Source organism: Limnospira indica PCC 8005 (assembly GCF_000973065.1).
GTDB classification, from domain to species: Bacteria; Cyanobacteriota; Cyanobacteriia; order Cyanobacteriales; family Microcoleaceae; genus Limnospira; species Limnospira fusiformis.
In genome coordinates this window covers 2,849,375-2,876,284 of sequence record NZ_FO818640.1, presented here as the reverse complement: position 1 = coordinate 2,876,284, position 26,910 = coordinate 2,849,375, and the positions used below count along the sequence as shown (strand labels likewise).

Here is a 26,910-nt window from a genome sequence, read left to right as displayed (position 1 = left end):
GCTAGATTATTTAGTCCCCCGCAGTAGTCCAAACCGAATTAAACCCTGTTCATATCCTTGACTCATTAATCCGAGGGATAATGCCGCTCTGATGGTTGAAGGTCCGCTGGTGAGTAAACCGAAAATGGCTGCGGGGTCAAAGGCGGAATCAATGACTAGATTCCAGAAGGGGGCGACCGCTTTTGACCAGTCGGCGGTGTCAATGTCATTAAACCCTACCCGAGTAGCGATCGCTTGATATTCTGGCAATGAGATTATATAGGGTAGGGCATAAACTTGGTAAATTTGGGCGAGGTGGCGACGTTCTGCGTCTGTTAGTTGTCCTTGCTCTCCCCCTAGGGGGCGATGACACCAAGTAGCCATTAAAAACGTGCCACCGGGTTTGAGGACTCGGTGGCATTCTTGCAAAAATTGGATTTTGTTGGGCATATGTTCCCCACTTTCCAGAGACCACACCAGGTCAAAGGATTCGTCCTCAAAGGGCATTTCTAGGGCGTTGGCAACCTGGAAATTCACATTTTCACTTAATCTAGCTTCGGCGGCGCGATCGCCTGCTCGTTGGGCTTGTACCGGGCTGAGAGTGATGCCTGTGACTCTGGCGTTAAACTTTTCGGCTAAATAAAGACTACTCCCCCCAATGCCACAACCTACGTCTAAAATCTTAGTCGTTTGAGTTCCCTCATCAAGTCCCCACTTTAGCAATTCTTCGATCAGGTCAATTTGCGCCTGTCGTCTTTCCGTTTTCCGATTCCCTTCCGGTCCGTAGTAGCCATGGTGCATATGTTCCCCCCAAATTTCTTCCCACAGGGCGGAGGAGGCATCATAAAACTGTTGAATCTGTTGATTGAGAGTGGATTTCATGGCTGCTTTTCTAATGGACAATCAATTAGGGTCAATGGTAGCACTACGGACTTGTTATGCTATATGTCTCAGTCCCCAGTCTGGTCTGGGGGTTGCGATCGCATGATTTTAGTGCTATCATAGCGTACATTGAACTCATACAATAGCCCATTTTTTAGCCAAATCAAACATTAATTAAGAAGTCGCTTTTTGGTAGTTTCCCAAAATCTAAGGTTATGAGATAATAACATCAGGGCAAGAAGGGTAAAGCGACTATGACCGAGTTAATTCAAGCCATCAAAACAGGCAATATTGAGGAATTATCAGCTTTAATAGCTGCGGAAAAAGATATCAATGCTGTGGGTGATGATGGTACAACCGCCATGCTGACAGCAGTAGGACAGGGACTAGAGGCGATCGCCCAAAATCTGATAGAGGCTGGGGCTGATGTTAACCTGGGAGATAATGATGGCTGGACTCCGCTGATGGAGGCGGCGGCACAGGGCCATTTAACCATAGCTGAAAGTTTACTACAAGCTGGGGCTGAAATTGATGCTCAGACCGATTTTGGCTTAACAGCATTCATGGCAGCCGCTGGTAGGGGTCATGTGCAGATGGTTGAGATGTTACTGAATAAGGGTGCAAATTTTCGGGTTAAGGATAACAACAATTGGACGGCTTTAATTTGGGCATCTTCTGAGAATCATCCAGAAGTTGTAGCGGTGATTAAGAAATGGCGAGACGCTCATAATTAGCTGATACTTCCCAGCACAAATTGACGATAATTCCCGGGTGTAAAATCTCCCATTGCATCCGGATTAATCTCATACAAGCCAGGTGTAAAAATCCCAATTTTAACAACTTGTAAATAGGGAATTTTTTGAAGACATTAATTATTCGCAAATCCTGGATTTTCACAACTTATTTAACTGGTAAAAACTATGAAAGACACTTCATCAGATAACGACAATCAACAACAGGTTAGTATTGAAAATCTGCGGCATTCCTTAGCAGATAACCTGTTTTATATCACCGGAAAATATACAGAAATTGCCACCTTAAATGACTTTTATTTAGCCCTAGCTTACACGGTGCGCGATCGCCTTTTACCAAGATGGTTAAATACAGTTCGCACCGTCACCCAGCTATCAGATAATACCAAAGTAGTCTCTTGCCTATCCTCAGAATTTATGGTGGGTCCCCACTTAGTCAATCATCTAATCAACCTGGGAATTTATGACCAAGTTCGACAAGCCGTAGAAGAGTCAGGTTTAGACCTGCAAAAATTGGCGGAACAAGAACCAGAACCCGGTCTAGGAAATGGCAGTTTAGGTCGTCTCGCCGCCTGCTATATGGACTCCCTATCCACCTTAGAAATTCCCGCTATAGGTTATGGTATCCGCTATGAATTTGGGACCTTTAAACAGCAAATCCGAGATGGTTGGCAGGTAGAAATAACTGACAAATGGCTACAAAAAGGCAACCCTTGGGAAATCGTCCGTCCCGAGTCCGCAGTCGAGGTCAAATTTGGTGGCTATACGGAAGGCTACACCGATGAAGAAGGCAACTATCAAGCCACTTGGGTTCCTCACCAAGTAGTTAAAGGTATCCCCTACGACACTCCTATTAGTGGCTATAAAGTCAATACTGTGAACACCCTGCGCCTGTGGAAAGCAGAAGCGCCAGAGTCTTTCAATTTCCAAGCATTTAATCTGGGAGACTATTACGGCGCGGTTGATCAAAAAGTGGTATCTGAAAATATCACCAAAGTTCTCTATCCTAATGATGAACATATACCCGGAAGACAACTGCGTTTAGAACAGCAATTTTTCTTGGCTTCCTGTGCTTTACAGGACATGATTCGCTGGCATCTAAAATCCGGTGGTAACCTGGAAACCTTCCCGGATAAATTTGCGGTTCAACTCAATGATACTCACCCGGCTATTGCTATAGTAGAGTTGATGCGGTTATTAATGGATGAACATGATATCCAGTGGCATGATGCTTGGGAAATCACTCAACAAACTTTCTCTTACACCAACCACACTTTACTACCAGAAGCCCTAGAAAAGTGGCCAGTAAATTTGTTGGGTCGTCTACTTCCCCGACACCTAGAAATTATCTATGAGATTAACCGCCGCTTTTTAGAAGAAGTCCGTAATAGTAATGGTCGTGATGGTCATAAAATTGCCAGACTTTCATTAATTGATGAAACGGGAGAACGTTATATAAGAATGGCTAACCTGGCTTGTTTGGGGAGTCACTCTATTAATGGGGTAGCCGAATTACATACGGAATTGTTGACTAAAGATACTCTGGGAGATTTTTATGAATTGTTCCCCCACAAGTTCAGCAATAAAACTAATGGGGTAACGCCACGACGTTGGTTAGTCCAAAATAACCCGGGTATGACTAAGTTGATTTCTGAAAAAATTGGGGAACATTGGATTACCCATTTAGATGATTTGCGCCAGTTAGAAGGCTTCGCAGACGATGGGGATTTTCGCTATCGTTGGGGACAGGTTAAACTAGATCTAAAACGTTCTCTGGCTGGTCATATTCAACAGCGTTTGGGGGTGACGGTTAACCCAGAGTCTCTGTTTGATGTTCAGGTGAAGCCTATTCATGAATACAAGCGACAGCATCTGAATATCCTGCACATTGTTACTCTTTATCACCGGATTAAGCAAGACCCGACTGTAAATATTACCCCTCGCACGTTTATTTTCGCCGGGAAGGCGGCTCCGGGGTATTTTATGGCAAAATTAATGATTAAGTTGATTCACTCCGTGGCTGAGGTGATTAACCATGATCCAGATGTGGGCGATCGCTTGAAAGTTGTGTTCCTTCCAGACTATAATGTACTATGCCAAATCCTCTATCCGGCTGCTGATCTCTCTGAACAGATTTCTACTGCTGGTAAGGAAGTCTCTGGGACTGGTAACATGAAGTTCTGCCTTAATGGTGCTTTGACCATAGGAACTTGGGATGCTGCTAATATTGAGATCTGCCAAGAGGTTGGTCAAGAGAATTTCTTTCGCTTTGGCTTGACTGCTGATGAGGTTTACCAGCGCAAGGCTGAGGGTTATAATCCCTGGGATTATTATTATGGCAATTCTCAACTCAAGGAGATTATCGATCTGATTGGGTCTGGTCATTTTGCTGATGAAGACAGCACCCTATTTCAGCCTCTGATTGATTCCCTGCTACACCAAGACCAGTATATGCTATTTGCTGACTACCAATCCTATCTTGACTGCCAGGATAGCATTTCTCGGGTTTGGTGCGATCGCGATCGTTGGTTGAAAATGTCCATTCTCAATACCGCGCGTTGTGGTAAATTCTCTTCTGACCGCGCTATCCGAGAATACTGCGATCAGATCTGGCATTCTTCGCCAGTTTCCATTCAACTCGCTGATTATGTCCAACCACAGACGGCGTTAAGAGTTGACAGTTGAGGGTTAATCATGATATAATTAGGGTGGGAGGAAGGGAAATTTTGATTAACCTTCCCCTTTCTTGATTGCTTCGATATATAGGCGGTTTTTGGCGGGTAGACTTAACTTCCCTTTTGGGACTTGGTTTAATCGACCCGCCGCCGCTGTTATCACTTCGCAGATAAAGGGGTAGTTGGGGAAACTTCCCTGGGTGAGATAATATGGCTAGTAGCCTGTCCGACAAAACTCTGTAATGTTGACAACTGCTGGTTATTTTGGAATACGGACTTGAGGGTATTTGAGAAGGACTCGATATTTAAGGAAAAGTTGTTTCCGGTTTCGCAGGTTTGGAAATACTCAACTAAACTCAAGCCAGCAATGCGAGTTAGATAAGCCGCCGTGACACCTTGAATAACTCCCCCAGCCACATAGGTGACGGTGTTAGTTTTGAGGAGGGTTGTTAAGGTTTTGGTGGATAACTCGACCAAGCCTAATTTTACCATTTGGGAACCGAGAGTTTTAGCGAGTTGCTGTGCTTGTTCGAGGGAAAATTGGCAACCGTAGACTTTCCCTAAGTCTAGCACTAACTGAGAAGTAATGGCAGCGGTGGCGAGAAGGTCTAAGGCGGGGACTGGGTTAGCAAAAGCCGCAGCCGCAGCGACCCATTGATATTGTTCTATGGTGGGGATGGCTTGCTGGCGGCGAATTGTGTTTAAATGGGTTTTAACGGTCTGCTGAAGTGCGATCGCTTTTCGGTAGGTGGTGGCCACAACTAAAGCCTCACCTGTCTCGGTCAAAAGGCGATCGAGATTTTCGGTAAGTGTTTCCATTTGCGGTAATGGTGTTTCCATCCATTCTTGAACGGAATTTTCATCCTGGTATTGGCGGACCTTAATGGGACTCGGAGAAGCGGAAATACCAATGATATCAGTCGCCGCCAATTGGTTAGCCATGGTTTGGCGCAGTTTTTCTAAAACGACTACCTGATGTTCCAAAGGACATTGGTCTTGTTTATTCCAAACCAATAGGGTGCGTTGGCGATCGCACAAATTCCCAAGGGTTTTATATTCAGGTTCAGTCAGATCACCATCTACCAAAAAGACAACTAAATCAGCGGTTAGCAAATGATCCGAGGAGTCCGGGTCAACTTCCGTAATAGTTAAATGTTTCTGAGTCCAGGTAGTGGTTTCTAAAACGGTTTTTAAGGAAGTTTTCCCAACTTGTGGTTTCCCGGTAATAGCCAGGTATAAATCTTGTCTATCAATAGCTGTGTGTAAGTCAGCCACTTGCTTTCGCCAATCAGCCAGAGTCGGTGAGAGGTCATTTCCCACCCGGATAGTTTCCGCTTGATTCGCTAACTGATCAATTAAGGTTTCCGTTTCCTCAATAGCCGCTTGGGTCACTTCCCGACTAATAGGGGGGGAATTTTTCGTGTTCTGGTCGGACTGAGGAAGTTTTCGCTGTAGCCACCAGAGACCACCGCCTAAAGCGATCGCCCCAAAAATTGCTGTTTCTCCCAATTCCACCGCCGACTCACCCACTGTATCCCACAGCCAGAGAACCACAGATAACCCAATACCACCAACTAAGATGGGACGACGCAAGTAATCAACCATATCCGTTAATTTGCCATAACCCTGCTTCTAGTTTAGATCAAAACTGAGAGTTCTGCATGATAAAGTATTAGATTATGGTTCTAAAATTTCGATTTGCGATCGCCAGCGACTTACATATTGCCCTTCCTGAGACCATTTGGGATCATCCTCAACGCTTTCATTTAGTGGAAGTTAGCATTCCGGCGCTAGAACAGGTCTTTAAACATCTGGAAAAGCTGGATATAGACTTTCTGCTGCTACCGGGAGATCTCACCCAACACGGGGAACGGGACAATCACGCTTGGTTAAGCGATCGCCTAAAAAACCTACCCTACCCAGCTTATGTAGTTCCTGGAAACCATGATGTACCTTTAGCCGTAGGGGAAGGGTCCCTAATTGGTTTATCCGAGTTTCCCGAATACTATCCCCACTGCGGTTATCAAGACAGGAGTTGTCTGTACTACACCTGCGAATTAACCTCGGGAGTGCGCTTAATTGGTCTCAATTCCAATTGGTTTGATGAACAGGGAAATCAGATCGGATATGTGGACGAAAAGCAGCTAGATTGGCTGAAAGGTGTTTTGGCTAAATCCACCGATGAATTGGTGTTAGTGATGATTCACCACAATATCATTGAACACCTACCCGGACAGTCTACTAACCCCCTAGGTCGGCGTTATATGTTGTCGAATGCTCCCCAATTGTTGGAGGTTCTGGAAGAGGGGGGAGTTAAGTTAGTTTTTACAGGTCATCTCCATGTGCAGGATATTGCTCAATGGCGGGGAGTTTATGATATCACTACCGGTTCTTTGGTTAGTTATCCTCACCCCTACCGTATCCTCGATTTTTCCAGGGATGATCAGGGTCAACAGAAGCTGGAAATTGAGTCGCACCGCATTGTCTCAGTTCCCGATTTTCCTGACTTAGCAAGTATTTCTAGGGAATGGATGGGCGATCGCTCCTTTCCGTTTATGATGAGGTTATTAATGGGGCATCCCCTAGGTCTTTCCCAATTAGAAGCCGAGGAGTTGGCCCCCCGTCTGCGCTATTTTTGGGCGGATATTGCTGGCGGTGATGCCAGGTTTGATTTTCCTGACTTCCCCCCCCAACCGCGACAGTATTTTGAGGGGTTTACTGCCAGTGAGGCGATCGATAATCAGACAATTTTGCGGTTATAGATAATGTCATCAGAATATGGGAATGTGGGTATTCTATGCTCACCGACTACAAGGGAGTCTCAATCTATAGCAATAGGCGATCGTGTATTCATGACAAAATGAGAGAGAGGTTATAAGTTAGAGGCTAGAGGGTAGACACAAAGGGGATAGATTGAATGAAAAATTGTCAAGTATCGATTTTCCTGCCTACCTTCTTCGGCGCGCTATAGATTTAGGCTTGATTGTTAAATAAATTTGAATTTGAGTTGCTGTTGACTCCCCCCCATGGGTCAATAGATGGTCACATACCCTACTCAAATATGATGGCTTGTTTGTATAAAAGAAGAATAGATTTGGGAATAAGCCTAAAGACTTACTGCTTACTTTGTTGATGATTAACTCGAAAGCCCTCGACTATGACCACCAAAGCTCATACACATCACTTACCAGTATCTTCTGGGTTCGCTTACGGAAAGCACCCTGACTTCAAATTGTCCGGCTATATACGCCAGGATAGACTGCAAAGGTTGTCTCAAAAAGGGATTATAATTACTACCTCAGAACTTGATGAGTTTGATGCTTACACCCAGAAAATTCGTCGTCAGTTATTGATATTAAAAGCTACATCGGTATCTTCTATGGATTGAAAAACTGTCCGGTTTGACTGCGCGAGACTGTCAAGGGACAGCATTTGACTTGATACTATCGTGATCGGAAAATGGCAACTTTGACTATAAGCTACCCCCAGGAAATTTATATAAGTCTTGGTTATTGTTGGCGATTGGTTAGATACAAATAACAAAACCTTGATGAATTTATGGAGTGAAAATGATTATCATTCTTGCCCCAACTAGCCACGAAAATACGCCACTTGACAGCCCTTGAACAGGATGATAGAGTAGAGTCTATAGGTTAAAGTTAGTCTTCGTGTGGGTAAAAGCAGTTATTGAGTATCTGTGGCTACCAGGAAATAACCTGAAACAGCTATATTGCCGTATTTAATATGAGGTAAGCAGTGGGCGATCGCCTGAGTGAAATTTGCTGGCGAGACACGAATATTGTTTTAAGCCCCAGAGGCAGGGGTTGACAAAATAGCAAAAATGTGCATAGTGCCAGGATGCCAGTTTGATAGGTAAACTTTAGGATGCTTTTGTTTTTGGTGAAGGGTAATTAATGAAACCAGTTGTTTTCTGTGACTTTGACGGGACAATTACAGCAGAGGAGACCTTTGTGGCGATGCTAAAGCAATTCGCACCGGAGGCAGCAGAGGAGATTATCCCGAAACTATACACCCATGAGATCAGCTTACGTTCAGGGGTGCGAAGGATGCTAGAATCAATACCCTCGAGGGCTTATGGAGAGATTATCGAGTTTTCAAAAACTAAAGAAATGCGTCCTGGACTGGTGGAATTAATAGACTTTCTGGATAGCCAAGGAGTGCCGTTGGTGGTAGTATCGGGGGGGATTCGGATTATGGTAGAAACAGTATTAGGAGAATTAGTTAATCGGGTCGCGGGGATTTATGCGGTGGATGTGGAGACGGACGGACCGAATTTGCGGGTATATTCAGAGTTTGAAGGGGACACAGAATTACTAGCAAAAGTGCGGGTAATGGAGTTATATAAAGGTGACCCGAAAATTGCGATCGGGGATTCGGTAACGGACTTAAATATGGCGATCGCTGCTCCGGTGGTATTTGCGCGCGATCGCTTATCTGAGTATTTAGATAAGCAGAAAAAGCCCTATATAGCTTGGACAGATTTCTTAGATATTCGCGATCGTCTCCGAGAAATCTGGAATGCTTAATGAATCCCATAATTAACAGGAGTTTGACAAATGGCAGAGTTTACCAGAGTTCTCTCTATTGACGGTGGTGGCTTGCGAGGATTAATACCCGCCGAAATTTTGGTAAGTGTCGAGCATAAAATTCAGGAAAAAACTGGCAATCCTCAAGCTAGACTCGTCGAGTATTTTGATTTATTTGCTGGGACAAGCGCCGGGGGAATTATGACTTGTCTTTACCTATCTCCCGACCTACAAGACCCCACTAAACCCCGATGCTCTGCGGAAGAAGCCAGGAACTTTTTTTACCAAAATAGTCGTAATATCTTTTACCAACCTTGTAGCCACGCCATCAAAAACTTTTGGGGACTGTTAAACGAAAAATACTCCCATGAGAAATTCGAGTTAATGATGCAAAACTTTTTTGGGGACTTAAAGTTAAGCGAGTTATTAAAACCATCCTTAATTTGCTCCTATGAAATTTCTCGGAGAAAAACCCACTTTTTTACTCAACATGATGCGGTAGTCAGTCCTAGTAAAGACTATTATGTAAGAGACGTAATTCGCGCCACCTCAGCCGCTCCGACTTTTTTCAAGGTAGCCGCAATTAGGTCTTTAGGTGATGAAATGTATACCTGTGTTGATGGGGGAGTGTTCGCCAATAATCCAACCTTGTGTGCTTATGCGGAAGCTCGTAGCAAACTCCCAGATAATCCCACCGCTAAAGATATGGTAATTTTATCTTTGGGAACTGGGGACGTGAAAAAGGGATATCCTTATGAACAGGCTAGAAATTGGGGTCAGTTTCAATGGTTACTTCCCCTGTTTGATATTATTATGACCGGGGTGGCGGAAACCGTAGATTATCAAATGAGGCAAATTTATGATGCTACTAGAAGTCCTCAACAGTATCTGAGAATAAATACAACCCTGACGGATAAAAATATGCTACCCATAGATAAGTCATCTGACGAAAATTTGCAGGCTATTCGTCGTGTCGGTCAGCAATTGGCTGAGGACTATAGTGAGGAATTAGATGCAATTGTTGATTTATTGCTAAGGTAATGGAGGGATTGCTCTTAATTGCCTCTATTTTAAGCCTAAATGTTCCATCACTCCAGAGATAGCATTCATGCGTCTTGACTGATCATGTCTGACACAGGACTTAGCATCTATGGAATATGGACAAATAGGAGGATGAGCCAAAGTTGTCTGCTCATAACTGCCATTGATTTTAAATGAGTTGACTCTGGCTGAGAGGATAGCGTCAGTTCCCTTTTTTCTTCCGCGTAGTTCAGAAGCGTATAACTGAGGAAATTTTGCGCCGAAATAGGGACTCTGATTCCATAAATCTATCGCATTGATAAATCCTTCTAAATGTGAGTTAGGATTAATTCCGACTTCCCTAAATTGCTGTTCAATCACAAAGGACCGTGATCTGAGGTGTTGTAGACACCATTGGTTAGCCTCCTGTAGGGTTCCACCCCGTCCGTGGTTACTGCAAAAACCTTTATTTAGGATGCCAGTAGCTGGGTCAAAATGACCGGCAATTAGAGAAGTTCGTCTTCCATTGGTCTCGCAGTTTCCTTCGGCGGCACAAATTGATAAAGCACCGAGACTGTTTAAATCTGCAAATAGGGTATTCAAGGGAACATGAACACCAGAGGAATGACCGAGTAGCCAACGGTGACTAATCTGCTGAAACTTAGTCGCTTGAAGCTTTTTGTCGATTTTATTGGACTGTGAATTAACCAAAGAAACGACATCTTTTTCGATTTTAATTTTGGCTGAGTAGATAGCCAAAAATCCCAAAAAACCTACCAGAAACCAAGTAATTCCTGTCACGGTGGGGTAATAATTGATTCGGTAATTAATCCGCCTTTTTTGACGAGAATTTAGCTGATGATAACGGTGGGTGTTGATGTATTTACCTGATGGAAGTTTATGCTTGAAAACAGCACGATTTTTCGCCATAACTAAAAATCAAAAATTCCTAAATTTATGAAGCTGACAACTTGAGGCTTTTCATAATCTATGGAGCCTTCAATATTGACAAGATGCACAATCAAATGTTCAATTGTTTTACATGGTTTTTATCCCCGTTTATAGTGAATTGAGTGGCTATGATGGTGGTTATCATCTAAGGGAAATAGGCTTAGGATAGGCTCTGAACACCACAACAGACTCAAAAAGCCTTCATAATATATCACCTGTTTTGAGTTATTGAAAGGCTAAGTTTCCTTGATCCCTGATGTTAAGTGTGGAAATTTTCCTATTATTTAAGGCTTCTAGCCGATCGCATTAGTTTTTGGGAACCGATAAAATTTATGTCTTAGGGAAGAAACAGACCCAGGGGTTGGTGACGGCGGGATATTGCCAAAAATGCTAAATTGCGGTTTGATAATATAACTCCCAATAACTCATAGATAATCAATATGGGAACTGAGCGCAGCTACCAAACCCTACCCTTCTATTGGCATCGCGATACCTTGGAAAACGATCGCCGATGGTTAGAATCAATTGTTCGGAATACCGCTCCGTTTTCAGACGCTTGGACGAAAGCTCGCATTGTCCAGCTTGGCTACCCATATCCCCCCAATACCAAACCCGGGACTGTGGAGGGACTGCCGACCTATGGGGGTTACACTTCCGAAGCAGAGATCGCCTCGGTGTTGCGATCGTCTTGTAACCTCCTGGAATACCCAGGCTTTGAGACTCAGGTAAATGAGGATTATGTGATCCGCACTCTCAATAGTTGGCATAATCGAGAATTTACTCAGGCGATCAGTCGCAACTTTGAAGTTTATGCCGATCGCTACCATAGCAATATTTTTTTAGTGGTCAGCACCGCCCCGAGTTCCCTAAATGTTGACCGCCAATTACCCAGTCGCGATCGCTTTCGTCCCCTGTTCAATATCGCTGAACTAGGTCAGATGATGCGCTTGGCGAATTTTAATCGCATTACCCTCCGTACCCACGGCTATGCCACCCCCCCAGAAAGGTTCTACCCCGCTTTTGTGAATGAGGCGGAGTCTCTTTCCCTCAAAGGACCCATTAATCAGGTGGGAACCTTGGAAGAAAAAAGTGTCTATATCGGCTATCGCTGGCCGGGAGAAAGACCGATTTTGAGTCCCGGTCTATGGACTGACCCTTTCCGCTATTGGGGGATTTCTTTAAAGTTTCTCGTAGGTCTGGCTCTCGCAGCTTTTGGGGGCGGCTCTGTGTTATATTTTGTCCTAGGCTTATTAATAGCCCCCCTGTTGACAATATGGGGAATTAAACCGATTGTTGATTCCCTGTGGCAATGGATAACCTGGGATGCTCTGGCTGGTTTAATTAGCCAATGGCTGTGGGTGGCTTTCAGCGTGTTTCTTCTGTGGCTATTCCTATTCCAGTTGCTGCGGATTGTCGTCTATCAGCGCGATCGCTATCGCGCTATTCACTACGGCGCACCAGACCTAGCAGAGTTCTTCTGGCGACTTGATAAGGCGCTGGGAGATAATCCTTATGCCTCTATGCCTTTTTTACCAGGGGAACAACCACCATTATCCCCCCTCCCTACCTTGAAGGTTAATCTCATTGGTCATAGCATGGGCTGCCTATTGGTGGTTAATGTTCTGCGAATTCTGTCCGATCGCTTTGGGAAAGAGGATCGCTTAGTTCAACAAGGCAATGATATGGGGGAATACTTGCGCCTTGACCGCTTGATTTTATCTGCTCCAGATATCCCCTTAGAATTTTTGCGGGAGGGACGCAATAATTATGTGCGATCCGCTATTCTCCGCTGTCGGGAAATTTATTTGTTTTCTAGCGATCGCGATCTCGTCCTGCGTTACCTTTCTGTTTTGGGTAATTGGTTTAGTGAACCCAGTGTCGCTATGTCTGGCTTACGCTTGGGAAATGTTTACCTAAAAACAGTTAAAACACATGATGACCAAGAGGAATATCGACCATTTATTCGGATTATGGTCAATTCTCAGGCGGCGGTTGAACCTACCTCCGCTTATGATTTGTTTGAAAAGTTTAACTACTTCGACTGTTCCCAAATGTCTAAGATAAATGGCGTTAAATGGAAGTTAAACGCCGGGACGGCTTTACCCATAGATTTAGTAAATGCCCTCTTATACTTTGCTAATAAAATTGATGTTCACGGCGCCTATTACTGGGTTGATACTCCCAGTTTTGAGATTATACAATTTCTGATTACCCGCTATGAACTCTCTCGGTCAGATACTTTAGCCACCATTTACCAACTCATTGAAAATACTCCTATTCGTTTTCGTCCCAGTCAACCCTTTTCTAAGCCCAATGTTTAATAGGTTTTGCTAATTTCTCCGGTGAGATAGATTTGATTTTCTCAAGAATGTTAAGAATTAATACAATTTTATTGCCAATTGCTCGCCAAAAGTTGACGAGATTATGGGGGTTGTGGTATGCTCAAAGAAATTGCTCCCAAGGGGTTACTCTGTCTATATGCAAAAATAAAGGCTACAACCCCGATTATGTCGCCATTAAAATTATTGTCTGACCAAAAGATTAAGCTGGCGAGACACGAGTTTTGGGGCTAAAATTAGCCAGGCTTTTTAGGGGTATTGACAAAAACGGCATTTTGTGATATTGGCATTAATCAAAGTATGCTAAAGCAGCAGCGATCAAGGAATAGGGAAGTAATTATAGAGAGTTAATTACCCATTATAATTGTGATGATATTTTCTGCTTAAATTGTAGGAGAAATTTAAACCAGAATTGAGCAGGTTTATCGTAGAATGTAAAGATATCACCGTAGGCAATTCGGGAGTTGCGATGATGTTGCCAATGTCTTTCTGGGGTGGTGATAAAGAGAAGTTTACAGATGTAGTTTATGGTGTTGGGTGTAGTCCATGTAGTGGGGGAAAGATGACGAAATTGTACATGAGATTGTGCTAAGACTAAACCCAGGATAGTACCGGTGGGAGAAATCGACCAAAAGATAGGTAAAAAGAGGAGATAGGGAAAGGCGGCTAAGAATCCAGTAATTAAAACGAGGGGATTTTGGGTAGCGATCGCATAGCGAATAAAACTGCGGTTATGGCTATGATGAACAGCGCCATGATATTTCCCGAAAATATGTTCAGGGACATGATAGAAAAAAGTTGAGATGAAATCCCCGGTCAATAGTAAGACCACGGCTATGAGAATAATCTTGATAACGGTCACGGCTTCACCCTCAGAATTTGCGGCTAGTGTAACCAATAGAGATTAAATTTAATTAATAGTTAGGTTAAACTTGAGAATCATCTAGGATAGGAGAAATTTAGGGATGTTGTTACCAGGGAAGCAACGGAGTAAACTAGACGAAACCGAGGATAGATTATTTTATGAGTATCCGCGATTTGTGACCCATGTTGACGAGGGATTTATTGATAGGTTAAGGGGGTTATATAGCGATCGCCTTTCAGACAATAGCAGAGTGTTGGACTTGATGAGTAGCTGGGTGTCTCATCTCCCGGATGATCGGAAATTCTCCCATGTAGAGGGACACGGTATGAATGAGGAGGAGTTGGCGCGTAACCGTCAACTGAACCATTATTTTGTTCAGGATCTGAATAAAGACCCGAAATTACCATTAGGCGATCGCGAATTTGATGCCGTGTTAATCTGCGTATCAGTACAGTATTTACAGTATCCTGAAGCCGTATTTAGTGAAATTCATCGTGTCTTAAAACCGGGGGGAGTGGTGATTGTGAGTTTCTCTAACCGGATGTTTTTTCAAAAAGCGATCGCCGCATGGCGAGACGGAACAGAACCCCAGCGAGTCAAACTCGTAGAAAGCTACTTTAACTCAGTCCGTAGTGGGGAATTACCCGGCTTCAGCGTCCCTGAAGTAATTATCAATCAGTCATCTGTCCCCCCGGTCTTGCAAATGTTAGGACTCGGTGGCGGCGACCCGTTTTATGCAGTGATTGCACATCGTCAAATTTGACGAATCATCTTAAACTTCTCGAGACTATAGCTGCTGAAAAACCTCTAGGGTCAGATATACAGGCTTTTCTGCCGTATTCTGACCCCAAAATTGGCTGATAGGCTGATCCTGGTCAGATTGAATCCAGAGGAGTTTCCCAGAAGTGCAGGTATAGGTCTGTTGACCATCACCACAGGGAATAGCCACATCTCCAGGCTTTAGTATCCTGACAGTCATCTGGGTGACAGGGGGATCAAGTTTGATGCTCTGTCTGGACATCTCTGGTAGGATGTTCAGGGAATAGGTTTTGAGGGGTTCTGCGGCTTGGACTGGTATCACCCAAGCGCAGAAAACCACCAGCACAGTTGTGAGTAGAATCTTCAATTTCATATTGACAAATATTTACCTTTGGTTTACTTTACCGAAATCGGTTAAGTGTGGCAAATATATGATTTTGAAGATGGATGGGGTCATCGAATTAGAAGAAGGTAAAATCTTCTATATCTATGGTAGTCGCTTCCACTCCATTTAAGAAGGCTAAGACCTCTCCGGTGTCGGCGATGATGATTTGAGATCCGGTGTCAATTTGAGCGATCGCTAATTGTCGAGGATCTAGAGCTGCCGTGATCCAGATTTGGTCAACACCCACTTCCAAATCAGCGATCGTATCTTGTCCGTAAGCGATCGCAAAAGTATCGCGACCTGCACCCCCAATCAGAAGATCATTACCCTTATCACCACTCAGGAAATCATCTCCATCCCCGCCAATTAGCGTATCATTTCCCTGACCGCCATAGAGAGTATCAGATTCTAAACCACCTACCAGAAAATCATTTCCGAGATTTCCCAACAGGAGATTATTACCCGCAATTCCTAACAGAGTATCATTGTCTTGACCTCCATAAATCGTATCATTACCCTGATTTCCTTGTAGGTAATCAGCTCCTTGATTTCCGAAGATTAAATCATTACCATCTCCTCCGTGGATAGTATCATTTCCTTGACCCCCATAAATCGTATTATTCCCAAATCCTCCCAGGATTAAATCATCTCCCTCGCCGCCGAAGATTAAATCATCTCCCTCGCCGCCGTCAATAGTATCATTTCCGATGTCTCCCCAAATTACATCATTTCCTTCTCCTCCCAACAGGAAATCATCACCTTGACCGCCATATAAAGTATCATTTCCCGGTCCTCCCAAGATGAAGTCATTACCTTCACCTCCCCACAACAGATTATTCCCAAATCCTCCTTCTAAATTATCGTCTCCTCCCATTCCAAAAATCGTGTCATTTCCACCCCGTCCATATATCGATTCAGCCATCGATGTACCCACTTTGAAGTCGTCGGCTTCCGTTCCTTCTAGGGTCTCCTCAGTCACATTAATTAAGCGGATTGAATCAATATTCAAACTGGGAATATTTACCAATGGGATATTAATACTACCACTGATGTCTAATGGTTGTATTAGTCTTGGTGTCACCACTGGAGTTAATTCCGACTCTGGTTGAAGGTTGCTTTCTGGAGTAGTTTCCGGTACAGGAACAGGTCCAGCAATAGGAGTCTCTTCCGGTTCCGGTTGCGGTTGCGGTTGCGGTTGTGGTTGCGGTTGTGGTTGCGGTTGTGGTTGCGGTTGTGCTTCAGGAGTAGGTTCAACCCCCACTTCCGGTTCGGGAGTCGGTTCCACTTCCGGTTCGGGTTCCACTTCCGGTTCAGGAGTCGGTTCGACTTCCGGTTCAGGAGTCGGTTCCGGTTCAGGAGTCGGTTCGACTTCCGGTTCGGGTTCCACCTCTGGTTCAGGAGTCGGTTCAACTTCCGGTTCGGGTTCCACTTCCGGTTCAGGAGTCGGTTCGACTTCCGGTTCAGGAGTCGGTTCAATTTCCGGTTCGACTTCCGGTTCCGGTTCAATTTCCGGTTCAGGAGTCGGTTCCGGTTCAGGAGTCGGTTCGACTTCCGGTTCGGATTCCACCTCTGGTTCAGGAGTCGGTTCAACTTCCGGTTCGGGTTCCACCTCTGGTTCAGGAGTCGGTTCCGGTTCAGGAGTCGGTTCCGGTTCAGGAGTCGGTTCAACTTCCGGTTCAGGTTCAATTTCCGGTTCGGGTTCCACTTCCGGTTCAGGAGTCGGTTCAACTTCCGGTTCGGGAGTCGGTTCCGGTTCAGGAGTCGGTTCAACTTCCGGTTCAGGTTCCGGTTCAGGTTCCGGTTCAGTTATGGTTGAAAATTCATAAGCGCCAATATCAAATTCAAGAGTTCCATTTCCATCACCATCAATGGGACGAGGTTCGCCGCGTTGGTCGGTGGATATTCCCACATTGACACCACCATCGATCGCCGGACTTCCTTCTAATAACGGATAGAAATAGGTTTCGTTTTGATGTTGCAGGGGACCCAATAGAGGATCGGCGATCGCGATCGTAGCAGTCGCGTTATAATCATTAGCAAGGTTCGTGAGTTTTTCCAGCCATTGAATGTTACCGCCGCCATCAACTAATTCGCGGTTCGTGTGTTGTTGAATCCCCCAATTATTCGTACCGTTATCAGCAGTATTTTTGTAGAAAATCGTATTTCGGACCGTAACCGTTTGGTCAGCAGAGGCGACGATACCGCCACCCACCCATCCGGCGTAGTTTTCCGCAATGGTAGTGTTGATGATATCAGCAGGACCATATAAAGCCATCGCACCACCATTTCCCGAAGTCGTCAAAGATTCGGCGCGGTTTCCCGAAAAGGTCGTATTAGTGATGACAGTCGGCGCATTCATCATCCAAATTCCACCCCCCTGATTGGCGGCGGTGTTGTTAACAAATGCTGTATTTATGACTTCAAATCCTTGATTTAAGCCGTTGTTCATCTGAACGATCGCACCACCATTTCCGCCATTTCCACCGGGAAGCGGGAGAATTTCATTATCCTTAAAAACGCTGGATTCAACGATGACGTTATCTTGGGTTCCCGTGTATAGGTAAGCCGCACCACCTTCGCCGCGTCCGCTATTTCCTTCAAATAAACTGTTCCTAATGGTAATCGTTCCCGATGTATCATTACTGGATGTACTGGCGCGATCGGTGTAAATTGCGCCACCATATCCCCTTAAAGAAGGGTTATCATTTCCGGTATCGTAAAACGCGGCAGTAGTGCTATTATTAATAAACCGGGAATTTTCCACAGTTAACCGACCATTTAGGCTATTAATCGCCGCGCCATTAATGCCTTCATTTCCGATAAAGTCGCTATCGGTGACGATAATTTCATTGGGTCCCCGAAAGGCGATCGCACCTGCACCTCTTTCGTCATTCCCGGCGATCGCTTTATTCCGATTGAAATCACTTTCATTAACCGTCAATCTTCCCTCAAAGGCGCTAAAAATTGCCCCGCCACCCTGGTCAGCAACATTGTCGTTAAAGGTGACATTTTCGACTGTTAAAATCCCTTGGTGTGTGGTCGCAATACCCCCACCTCTTTCGGGAGTATATCCGTTGGCGATCGTCAGATTTTGAATGGTTAAACTCGTGGGATTCGCTGAGGTTGAATTTAGATAAAATACTCGAGAAATGTTATTCCCACTGATAGTTAAATTGGCATTATTACCCCCGTCAATAATCAGGTTTTTACCCACCGGAATTTCTAGCTGTCCTCCCGTCAGGGTGATAGTATTTCCCCCCGTGAGTTCCGCTGCAAATGTAATGGTATCTCCCGATGCTGCATTGGCGATCGCTTCCCTTAATGAACCTTCCCCCGCATCATTATTATTAGTAACAATTAAACTGGGTTCATCGATGGTAGGAATCATCTCATAAGCGCCAACATCAAACTCCGCTGTCCCGCTATTATCTCCATCCACCGGACGAGTTGCTCCCCGCTGGTCTGTCGTAATTGTATTAACAGTAATTCCGCCATCAATCGCTGGACTTCCAGGTAAAAGGGGATGAATTAATACCCCATTAATTTCCTGTAAATCTCCCAGGAGTGGATCGGCTAATGTAACGTTACTGGTAATTAAGGTATCGTTAGGGTTCAATTCATTCGATTGAATATTACCACCGCCATCATTATATGTAGTTCCTGTGTGATGGTTTATATTCCAATCATTGCCGCGATTATTCGCCACATTATAGGCGGAAATTGTGTTAGTTAAAGTCACATTATCCCCACCACCCCAAAAACCACCGCCTTGACCACCAGCGTAATTATTAGCAATGGTAGTATTGGTAATATTGGTGGGATTAGTACCATTGGCGAAGGTAATTCCACCCCCCAACCCAGAGCCATCCGCTGATTCCGCGCGATTTCCAGAAATAGTAGTATTGGTAATTGTCACTGGAGATGTTTCTCCAATCCACAACCCACCACCTTGATTTTCGGAACGATTATTAGCAAAGGTTGTATTGTTAATAGTTAACTCTGCATTACCATGTCGCAGTCCGCCGCCTAGAGCCTGTCCGCGACTACTTTCGACCACCTCATTATTAATAATTTGGCTATTTTCGATGATTACACGGTCAGGAGGATAAGCATATAAGAACAGTCCGCCACCCTGTCCAGCACCTTTATTATCCTCAATTAAACTATTGCTAATCCGAATTTCTCCCCCCACAGGTCCGGGTCCAAAATTCTCTCCTGACGCATTCGCACCATCAGTAAAAATTGCACCACCATAACCCGATGGATCACCCCCTAAATCTCCAGGGGTCGAGTCATTATTCCGAAAAGTTGAACCCTCAACAGTTAAGTCTCCTAACAGGTGATTAATTGCGCCGCCATTAATACCTTTATTGTTGGTAAATGTGCTGTCAATCACTGTCAGAGTTCCGGCGCTTTTCGTGGCGATCGCACCCCCTCCCCGTTCGCTTCCTCCAGCGGTTCCATCATTGCCGTCAAATTGGCTATTAATGATGGTTGTATTACTTCTAAATCCCGTTAAAATACCCCCCGCAAACTCAGCGCGATTATTGTTGACTTGGCTATTTTCTAAGGTTAAAGATGTTCGACTCGCCATGCGGATACCTCCACCCGCGCCATCTTCTCCTTCTCCTGTGGCTAGACCGTCCGCAATAATTAGATTTTTTAAGGTGACTGATGGAGGGATAAAATCAGGACTTATTTGGATGTCAATAACCCTAGTATTTCCGCCACCGCTTAGGGTTAATCCTGACGCAGACTCTCCGTCAACGGTGATGCTTTTGTTAATGACTAATTCTTGACTAAGATTAATGGTTTGACTTGACAAACTGCTATCGAATGTGATAGTATAACCGTCACTGGCATTAGCGATCGCCTCCCGTAAAGAACCAGGTCCAGAATCGTTGTTATTGGTGACGGTAATAGTGCCGAAAGTTCCCCGATAAGAAGCGATCGCTTTTTCCGTCAACGGTAAACTTAACTCGACCGTCGCGGTAGAATATTCCAAATGCCAATAGCCAGCACCGACAATTTCCCCAGAGGCGGCGACTGTTGCTCCGGTAATTTCTGCTAACTGATTGATAAAATTGGTTCCGGTTTCGGCGGCGACCCGACAACCATAAACGAACAAAGTAGCCGTTTCTGATAAAGCCTTTCGCCAACCGTGAAGGCGATCGCTTTTCAGGGTATCGCTATTAACAACCCCACTCCCCAAATATAAACAGCCTGGACTGCCATGGGACAAAATATGAACCTGGGCAATTTTTGCACCCAGGCTGCTATAATGAGATAACACAGCCCCAATCTGTGCTATCCCATCTTGATGGCGATCGAGAATGATCGCTTCTAAGCCATTTCTCACCCCATCAGCCAAAATTTCGGGATGTTCTAGGTCTGCGTCAATAAAAACTAACCTTTTCGCCGTCTGTAAAGCACCAGTTGCAGATAAGGCTACATTTCGAGACATTGCCATCATAATTCATAATCCATAAAGGTGTAATGGTAGATTCAACCCTGGATTAATGAATTCAGGTTTAATTTGCCAATTCCATTAGTAAAAGAATTGGCACTTCCTTTCAGCCACCAGGAGGAAGCACCAACCCCGTTGACTCACCGCCCAACCTAAAAGAGCGTTAATTGGAATCCTTAATTGAGTTTTAAGGTGTTTCCTGTTGAGTCCTATTCTATAAATAACAGATTTTGATTTAAATCGCCTCAGTATTTTTACTGAACTTTTGAGCGCAATTTGGAGGCTGAGTCCGAGTCAAATCTGGTAATTTACGGTTGTATCAACTTAACAAAAGCCATAGTATATCTGTCAAATAATACCAGGATTATGGGCGATTTTTGCGCCCAGAAAAAGTCACAACAAAACCGTAGCACGGTTATTATAGCTACGGTTTGGAGAAGTTGGAGAAGTAGTTATACCAGGTTAAAGTCGGTGAGATTAACCGTGGCTATCAACTGGGTACTTAGTTGCGATTAAGAACATTCATTAAGCGCAAAATAAAGATAAACAGGTTGATGTAGGTGAGGTACATGGACAAAGCGGCGGGAATAGGCTGGTCATCACGATAAGTGCGGGGGAGAATATAAAAATCTACCACCGCAGCCCCAGCGAATAGGAAGACACCGAGTCCAGAAATACCAATTTCTAGCCAAGTGGGGGTAAAAACGCCGAAAAACGACAAAATCAACTGGCCAAAAACAGCGACCAGTAGGGCAATAATACCAATTCTGATGGTTTGAGTAAGGGCGATACCATCAGAGTCGGACAGGTTAGACCCAATTTGACGGGCGGCGATAAAAGTGACACCGCAACCGAGAGCAGCAAAACCAATACCAGTAATGCCAACACCTTGAGTTCCCAAGGCGACAAATAACAAGCCACTGAGGGTATATCCGGTGATGAGGCTATAGGTTGCTAACAGGGGGAGGGCCACCTGGTTATTATCGTTAGCGAGAACGCTACTAGCGATAAAAAATAGGGCTAACTGAGCAATCAAAGCCACCCAGAAGGTGGTCATGAAGATGCCCGGGTTGGTGCTGATGATATTCAGACCGGCGAAGGAACCAACAGCAGTGAGAAGCAAACCACCTCCCACAAAGGGGAGGGCATTGGCAATGACGTTAGGGCCTACAAGGGCTTGGCCTTTGGCTTGAGCCATTGCTTGCCGAAAATTACTGGTATTTGCCATAGCAACTCCTAAAAGTTTTGCATTTATCTAGTTTTAGCAAGAAGACCCGCATCATCAGGCAATTGACGACGGGGTGAATGGGGACCCAACACTAAGAATATTGTAATATAAACTACCAGAAAACCAAGTGCCACATAAGATTAGACAAGGGTTGGGAAGCACAGCTTATGCCTGATGAAACCTACCTAAAATCCTGTTCAAACTGTTGTCGGGTAATGGGTTGAGGGATTTCTAAGCCTTCTCCGCCGAGGACTTCTAAGGGTAAGCCATTGACGGAAATCCGTACTGGTGCGAGGGGGTCGAGACTGGTGGCGGTGTAAACTACTTGCCCTAAACGGCCAATCATGGAGGCACTACCGCCGCCTGTGGTGAATTCGGTCGATAGGTCGATCGCGATCGCCCCAGCTTCGGTGGCGGTCACATTTAGTAGTTGAGTACCTGGGGGAATTTCGCTATATTGGTTGGCTTCCTGGGGGCCTGAGAGTAGGCGATCGAAGGCGGCAGCTAGGACGGTATCGGGTTGGGAAGCACTGACGGTGAGGGTGACGGGGTTGGGAACCCAGACAAGTTGGTTATCAGCTTCATCGACCCAGTAAATATTCACGGTTTTTTCGATCGCATCGGTTGTTTCTGGGGGTTCAGGAGATATGATCTGTGGGGGTTGGTCAGTGTCAAAACTCACTCGCCACCAAGTCACGCCAGCGGCGATCGCGGCAAGGAATAGCGCTACCCCAGCAATCATAGCAATATTTTGATGGCGATCGGGTTGTGGCTCTTTCATGACTTCTATCGACAACTGTATTTTTGAGTTTAACTGGCGATCGGGGGTTCTGGCAAATTAATTTGATCGTCGTGGGGATTGAGGCTCTCAAGCCCACCCCACACCCACGGTTACCAGCGATCGATTTCACCAGCTACCAGTGATGAACCGGGGGGCGATCGCTGCCCATTTTTTAATCTTGATCTAAAGTCGGGGTTAGATTTGCTAGAAATTCAAACAATGGGAAACTGAAGCCAAGCGACTGGTTGAAGGCATCGAAGAAACCGAAGCCGAGGAGGATATTATTACCGGGGAATGATATATTCGGCATTTTCCAGGGTGGGAATTTCTCTAGTGATGCCGGAGGGTTGTGGCAGTCGATTAATGGCGATGAGTAGTAATGTGAAAACGGCTACAGTTAAGAAAAAAATATCATTCCATTTTTCGGTATGATGAAAACGACGGCCACAGGCGGAACAAAACTGCTGCTGGGGGTGGTCTGGATGGGCGGTAATGTGGCATTTAGGTCGGCCGTAGTGATCCATTGGGCAGGTCATAATCTTCTCCTTACAAAACGATTATAATTGACATTCGGGGAATGTCTCAAGACCAGCAATTCCCCCTAATGCGATCGAGAGTTAAGCCGGATTAACCAGAGCGCAACATTATCAATTGTTGAGATCACAAAGAGTGGTGAAGTTTCCGTATCGACGATCTGGTAGGGGACGTAAATCAAGTTCAGCGTGGACAGAGATAGGAATAAAACTGCTGTGATTGTCAAATTCATGTTACAGAACCTCCCGAAGGTTGCAAGTGCTTTTAAAGTAGTTATCTTTGACACACCCGACTTTTATGCAGATCGGAAGGAAAAACTTAGGTAGAGTCTCTTCCTGTGGTTGTTGTCGCTTCCCACTTTCCCTACCAAATTCCTCACTCCCTGCATAAAAACTGAAAGTCCTGACCACCACATTGATAGGACCTAAAAAAATGAATAACAGCGATTCTGTACATTTTTCCTATTGGTTTAGTTCATATCATTTAAAGGCGGTAAATTTTCCACAATTTTTACCGTCTCTAAACTCACCCGGACTACCCGTTTCACTAGATACAAGTTTATGAAATCAAGGGTTGGATATGAGAGTCCATTCAAGCCGCCCAATCTCGGCAAAGGGTTTGAGCTTGAGTGATGACGGTTTCAATCGCTTTAGGTTGTTTGTCGGGCGGGTAGCCGTGCTTTCGCAACAATCGTTTGACAGTAGCTCGCATTTTGGCACGCACGGTTTCCCTTTCCGTCCAGTCAATCGTCACACTTTGGCGAATTGCGGTTACGAGTTCGCGAGCAATTTTCTTGAGGGTAGCATCGCCGAGTAGTTTTACCGCACTATCATTGACCTCCAGCGCGTCATAAAAAGCCAGTTCGTCTTCAGTCAAGCCTAGTTGTTCTCCCCGTTGGTGAGCCTCACGGATTTGCTGACCTAGGGCAATCAGTTCCTGGAGAACTTGAGTCGATTCAATCGAACGGTTTTGGTAGCGCTTGATGGTGTTCTCGAGCATTTCCGAGAACTGCCGAGACTGCACCACATTCCGGCGGGACCGCGACCGAATTTCATCATTGAGCAGTTTCCTCAAAATCTCTAGGGCCAAGTTTTTCTGGGGGAGTCCGCGCACTTCTTCTAAAAACTGGTCCGAGAGGATGGAAATTTCGGGTTTGTCGAGTCCACCCGTGGCAAAAATATCGATAACCTGGTCAGAGGCGATCGCACGGGTGACGATTTGCCGCACTGCCGCATCCAGTTCGGCCTTGGTTTTGCTCCCTTCCACGGTATGTTTGGCGAGGGTGGCTTTAATCGCTTGGAAAAAGCCCAAGTCTTCTCGCAGAGCGATCGCCTCATCCTCAGAAGAACATAACGCGAAGGCTTTGGACAGTTCGGTAACCGCTTGAATGTAACGCTGGATGCCGTTCTCCCCTGCAAACTCCGGACGCAAAATCCAGTCGGTGGCGTTGTGCAAAAGGGTGAGCCGTTGCGGTGGGGTGCCGGTCTGAAAACCAGAATAATCGAAGCCGTGAAACATTGCCCCCACGATTTCGTATTTTTCCAGCATGACGGCAACCGCTTGTTCGATGGGGATGCCTGTTTCTGTCCGATCGCCTTCGGTGTAATCTTTGAGTGCGTTTTTACAATTTGGGAGAGGCGATCGCCTCTGAGGTCTTGCCGGATTTGTCGAATAAGTGTCGGCACCGACAGTTTGGGAGAGGCGATTCTCCTTAAGTAGACGCTTCGCGATCGCCTAAAAGCCGGTGCGTATTGGTGGATCCGGGTAGGGTATGGGTCAAAGGAGGCGATCGCGTTTTTTTGTTTGCTCTGCCAGGGTTCCAGGATTTGAGAGGGACTTATCTCGGTTTGCTTTTAAGCACTTTTTTGTTTACTCTGCCAGGGTTCCAGGATTTGAAAGAGACTTATCTCGGTTTGCTTTTAAGCACTTTTTTGTTTGCTCTGCCAGGGTTCCAGGATTTGAGAGGGACTTATCTCGGTTTGCTTTTAAGCACTTTTATGCCCAATAAGGGACATAGCGAGCATAGCGGGTAGAAGTTGATTCGGATTCGTCTGTCTTGATCAAGCCGTCTTCTTTGGTAGCTTTTATAATCTGAGAAACCATTACTACCTTTGACTCGCTTAGACGAAACCGCTCCCGTAGGGTTTGATTCGACATTCGTTGATTGCTGACATACAGCAGACAGCAATGCTGGTAGCAGGCTCGAATTCGGTCTATTTTGCTCATATCGGCAAAATTCTGATGGGCAAACAGCACTGCTGTAGTGCGCGTGTCACCTACTCGAAAATCTGGTGCGGGTAGTTGAAATACCTCTGCTGCCTTTACCACTTTGTCAATACCACTACCTTTTTCCTCACAGATGCCGAAACGTCGCATTATATCGGCGAGTTGTTCGTTCCGGGAACGATATTCATCAATAAATCGCTCTACTTTAATGGATGGGATGCCTGGATTAGATATCTCAATGCGATCGCTGTACATCTCGATCATCACTGAAGTACCTGTTACTAGAAAATCCTGATGCACCAAAGCATTAGCAATAAGTTCTCGTAAAGCCTGTTTTGGAAACATCTTTACTTCTTCTCGCACAACTTCTTCGATAAAGCGATTTTGCGGTGCTGCTGAGTGGACAAAATCTACTAATTTGTCAAAGCCAACGGCATATCCTCGGTTGTCTGTTGTGTCATCACGAGTTTGCAGCTTATTAATCCCTTCATATATAACAACACGGGGTGCTTTACGAGCCAATGCAGGGGAAAAGGCATCCAGTTTTTTTGCCAAAAGTATGGCAGCTAGGTTTGTGATTGTCCAACCCTGTACTGTTTGTTTGATTAAATATTGGCTCTGCAATCTTTCAAGGACGGCATCACGGCTAGTCGGATAGGGAATTTCTAGCAGTTCAAAGTAGGTTTGGGTATCTAACAGAGCAATTACATCGTCAGGGCTTGCGTTACATTGAGCGGGTTGGGAAAACCACTCCTGTTTGTCTTCAGCAAAAATGCTCTTGAGTACATCTGGTGTCATCGGCACCAAATCTTCTCCCGCTCTCATTAGGTAGGTTCCATTAAAGGCTAATGGTTGCCCGACGGGACGGGTTGGCACCTCAAACACCAGCACTCGTCCATCAGGATGCTGCAATTCTGTCGCGTCTACACGAAATTTGAGTTGCTCAACTATATATGCCTTAATCTTGTTTAACTCCCTTGCTGTTGACCAAGCTAGGGAACCTACTACTTTGCGAGGCAGTTTATCGGTAACGCCCAAAACAATATAACCACCTCTTTCATTGGCCAGCGCTACACAATATTTCAGCAGTTTAGTCGTATCATACTGTTCTTTGGCTTCTTTAAATTCAAGACGTTCTGTCTCTGTGGGTACAAGCAGCCATTTTTCAAGGGTTTCCAGGGTAATGATTCCGCATTTACCTCCAAATCATCGGCGATTAAAGAATTGTTGCGGTCGATTTCTCCACGGGGCAACTTCGGCACAGCCCAATAAGACCAGCGATAGGGTTCGTCCAGAATAAACTCATAAGACTTGCCCACTAACTCGGCTTCCATTGCCCGTTCCTGTTCTAAGTCATCCAGATACTTAAGAAACAACACCCAAGAAGTTTGCTCCGTGTAATCGAGTTCAGTGGTACAACCGGCCTCTTTCCAGAGGAAATCATTAATATTTTCAAAAGTCTGCTCAAACATTCAATCTTTACAATTACTTATAGTGGTTCGGCTAGATATCAGCCGGTT

General features: G+C 45.1%; 20 protein-coding genes. 8 read left to right on the top strand and 12 right to left on the bottom strand.

Going from position 1 to position 26,910, the window contains the following annotated elements:
• Positions 1 to 6: 6 nt before the first annotated feature.
• On the bottom strand, positions 7 to 861 hold the full coding sequence (locus XZ46_RS12495; protein ID WP_006625616.1) for a methyltransferase domain-containing protein: 855 nt from the start codon (positions 859 to 861) through the stop codon (positions 7 to 9).
• A 254-nt stretch (positions 862 to 1,115) separates the two neighbouring features.
• Here XZ46_RS12495 and XZ46_RS12490 point away from each other — a divergent pair, with 254 nt between their 5' ends.
• Both XZ46_RS12490 and XZ46_RS12485 read left to right on the top strand, forming a co-directional pair.
• On the top strand, positions 1,116 to 1,595 hold the full coding sequence (locus XZ46_RS12490) for an ankyrin repeat domain-containing protein (RefSeq protein ID WP_006670571.1): 480 nt from the start codon (positions 1,116 to 1,118) through the stop codon (positions 1,593 to 1,595).
• 186 nt (positions 1,596 to 1,781) lie between these two features.
• A complete protein-coding gene (locus XZ46_RS12485) occupies positions 1,782 to 4,298 on the top strand; it encodes a glycogen/starch/alpha-glucan phosphorylase (RefSeq protein ID WP_008050858.1) in 2,517 nt (838 codons plus the stop codon).
• 149 nt (positions 4,299 to 4,447) lie between these two features.
• Here the strand turns inward: XZ46_RS12485 and XZ46_RS12480 are convergent, their stop codons facing one another.
• Positions 4,448 to 5,893 (bottom strand): YcjF family protein, encoded by a 1,446-nt coding sequence (locus XZ46_RS12480; RefSeq protein ID WP_008050857.1) that lies wholly within the window; start codon positions 5,891 to 5,893, stop codon positions 4,448 to 4,450.
• 74 nt (positions 5,894 to 5,967) lie between these two features.
• Between XZ46_RS12480 and XZ46_RS12475 the strand changes: the two genes are divergently transcribed.
• The 4 genes from XZ46_RS12475 (at position 5,968) to XZ46_RS12460 (ending at position 9,876) form a co-directional block, all read left to right on the top strand.
• On the top strand, positions 5,968 to 7,050 hold the full coding sequence (locus tag XZ46_RS12475; protein ID WP_008050856.1) for a metallophosphoesterase family protein: 1,083 nt from the start codon (positions 5,968 to 5,970) through the stop codon (positions 7,048 to 7,050).
• Positions 7,051 to 7,445: 395 nt separating this feature from the next.
• On the top strand, positions 7,446 to 7,676 hold the full coding sequence (locus tag XZ46_RS12470) for a hypothetical protein (protein WP_008050854.1): 231 nt from the start codon (positions 7,446 to 7,448) through the stop codon (positions 7,674 to 7,676).
• A gap of 526 nt (positions 7,677 to 8,202) precedes the next feature.
• The gene (locus XZ46_RS12465) at positions 8,203 to 8,835 is read left to right on the top strand and encodes an HAD-IB family phosphatase (RefSeq protein ID WP_006625625.1); all 633 of its coding nucleotides are present in this window, start codon (positions 8,203 to 8,205) and stop codon (positions 8,833 to 8,835) included.
• Positions 8,836 to 8,865: 30 nt separating this feature from the next.
• A complete protein-coding gene (locus tag XZ46_RS12460; protein WP_006670420.1) occupies positions 8,866 to 9,876 on the top strand; it encodes a patatin-like phospholipase family protein in 1,011 nt (336 codons plus the stop codon).
• Positions 9,877 to 9,900: 24 nt separating this feature from the next.
• Here the strand turns inward: XZ46_RS12460 and XZ46_RS12455 are convergent, their stop codons facing one another.
• Positions 9,901 to 10,785 carry a hypothetical protein gene (locus tag XZ46_RS12455; protein ID WP_048895070.1) on the bottom strand — a complete coding sequence of 295 codons (885 nt, stop codon included), beginning with the start codon at positions 10,783 to 10,785 and terminating at the stop codon, positions 9,901 to 9,903.
• 461 nt (positions 10,786 to 11,246) lie between these two features.
• Between XZ46_RS12455 and XZ46_RS12450 the strand changes: the two genes are divergently transcribed.
• Positions 11,247 to 13,127 carry an alpha/beta hydrolase gene (locus XZ46_RS12450; RefSeq protein ID WP_008050848.1) on the top strand — a complete coding sequence of 627 codons (1,881 nt, stop codon included), beginning with the start codon at positions 11,247 to 11,249 and terminating at the stop codon, positions 13,125 to 13,127.
• 376 nt (positions 13,128 to 13,503) lie between these two features.
• On the opposite strand, the gene XZ46_RS12445 is transcribed toward XZ46_RS12450, so the two are convergent.
• Complete coding sequence (locus tag XZ46_RS12445; RefSeq protein ID WP_008050847.1) at positions 13,504 to 14,007, bottom strand: sterol desaturase family protein; 504 nt, start codon at positions 14,005 to 14,007, stop codon at positions 13,504 to 13,506.
• Positions 14,008 to 14,110: 103 nt separating this feature from the next.
• Here XZ46_RS12445 and XZ46_RS12440 point away from each other — a divergent pair, with 103 nt between their 5' ends.
• On the top strand, positions 14,111 to 14,773 hold the full coding sequence (locus XZ46_RS12440; protein WP_006625631.1) for a class I SAM-dependent methyltransferase: 663 nt from the start codon (positions 14,111 to 14,113) through the stop codon (positions 14,771 to 14,773).
• 24 nt (positions 14,774 to 14,797) lie between these two features.
• Here the strand turns inward: XZ46_RS12440 and XZ46_RS12435 are convergent, their stop codons facing one another.
• The 8 genes from XZ46_RS12435 to XZ46_RS12395 all read right to left on the bottom strand — a co-directional run bounded on the left by XZ46_RS12435 (position 14,798) and on the right by XZ46_RS12395 (position 26,862).
• Positions 14,798 to 15,142 carry a hypothetical protein gene (locus tag XZ46_RS12435; RefSeq protein ID WP_006625632.1) on the bottom strand — a complete coding sequence of 115 codons (345 nt, stop codon included), beginning with the start codon at positions 15,140 to 15,142 and terminating at the stop codon, positions 14,798 to 14,800.
• Positions 15,143 to 15,230: 88 nt separating this feature from the next.
• On the bottom strand, positions 15,231 to 20,627 hold the full coding sequence (locus tag XZ46_RS12425) for a DUF4347 domain-containing protein (protein ID WP_008050844.1): 5,397 nt from the start codon (positions 20,625 to 20,627) through the stop codon (positions 15,231 to 15,233).
• A 496-nt stretch (positions 20,628 to 21,123) separates the two neighbouring features.
• Complete coding sequence (locus tag XZ46_RS12420) at positions 21,124 to 21,849, bottom strand: Bax inhibitor-1/YccA family protein (protein WP_006625637.1); 726 nt, start codon at positions 21,847 to 21,849, stop codon at positions 21,124 to 21,126.
• A 181-nt stretch (positions 21,850 to 22,030) separates the two neighbouring features.
• On the bottom strand, positions 22,031 to 22,630 hold the full coding sequence (locus tag XZ46_RS12415) for a GerMN domain-containing protein (RefSeq protein WP_006625638.1): 600 nt from the start codon (positions 22,628 to 22,630) through the stop codon (positions 22,031 to 22,033).
• Positions 22,631 to 22,914: 284 nt separating this feature from the next.
• Positions 22,915 to 23,166, bottom strand: a complete 252-nt coding sequence (locus tag XZ46_RS12410) for a hypothetical protein (RefSeq protein ID WP_006670412.1) — start codon at positions 23,164 to 23,166, stop codon at positions 22,915 to 22,917.
• Positions 23,167 to 23,755: 589 nt separating this feature from the next.
• Positions 23,756 to 24,895, bottom strand: a complete 1,140-nt coding sequence (locus XZ46_RS12405; protein WP_228116590.1) for a DUF3387 domain-containing protein — start codon at positions 24,893 to 24,895, stop codon at positions 23,756 to 23,758.
• 264 nt (positions 24,896 to 25,159) lie between these two features.
• Positions 25,160 to 26,476 carry an ATP-binding protein gene (locus XZ46_RS12400; RefSeq protein ID WP_321201303.1) on the bottom strand — a complete coding sequence of 439 codons (1,317 nt, stop codon included), beginning with the start codon at positions 26,474 to 26,476 and terminating at the stop codon, positions 25,160 to 25,162.
• Positions 26,473 to 26,862, bottom strand: coding sequence for a type I restriction-modification system subunit M N-terminal domain-containing protein (locus XZ46_RS12395; protein WP_008050832.1), 390 nt, complete (start codon positions 26,860 to 26,862; stop codon positions 26,473 to 26,475). Before XZ46_RS12395 ends, XZ46_RS12400 begins: the two co-directional genes overlap by 4 nt.
• Between the last annotated feature and the right edge of the window lie 48 nt (positions 26,863 to 26,910).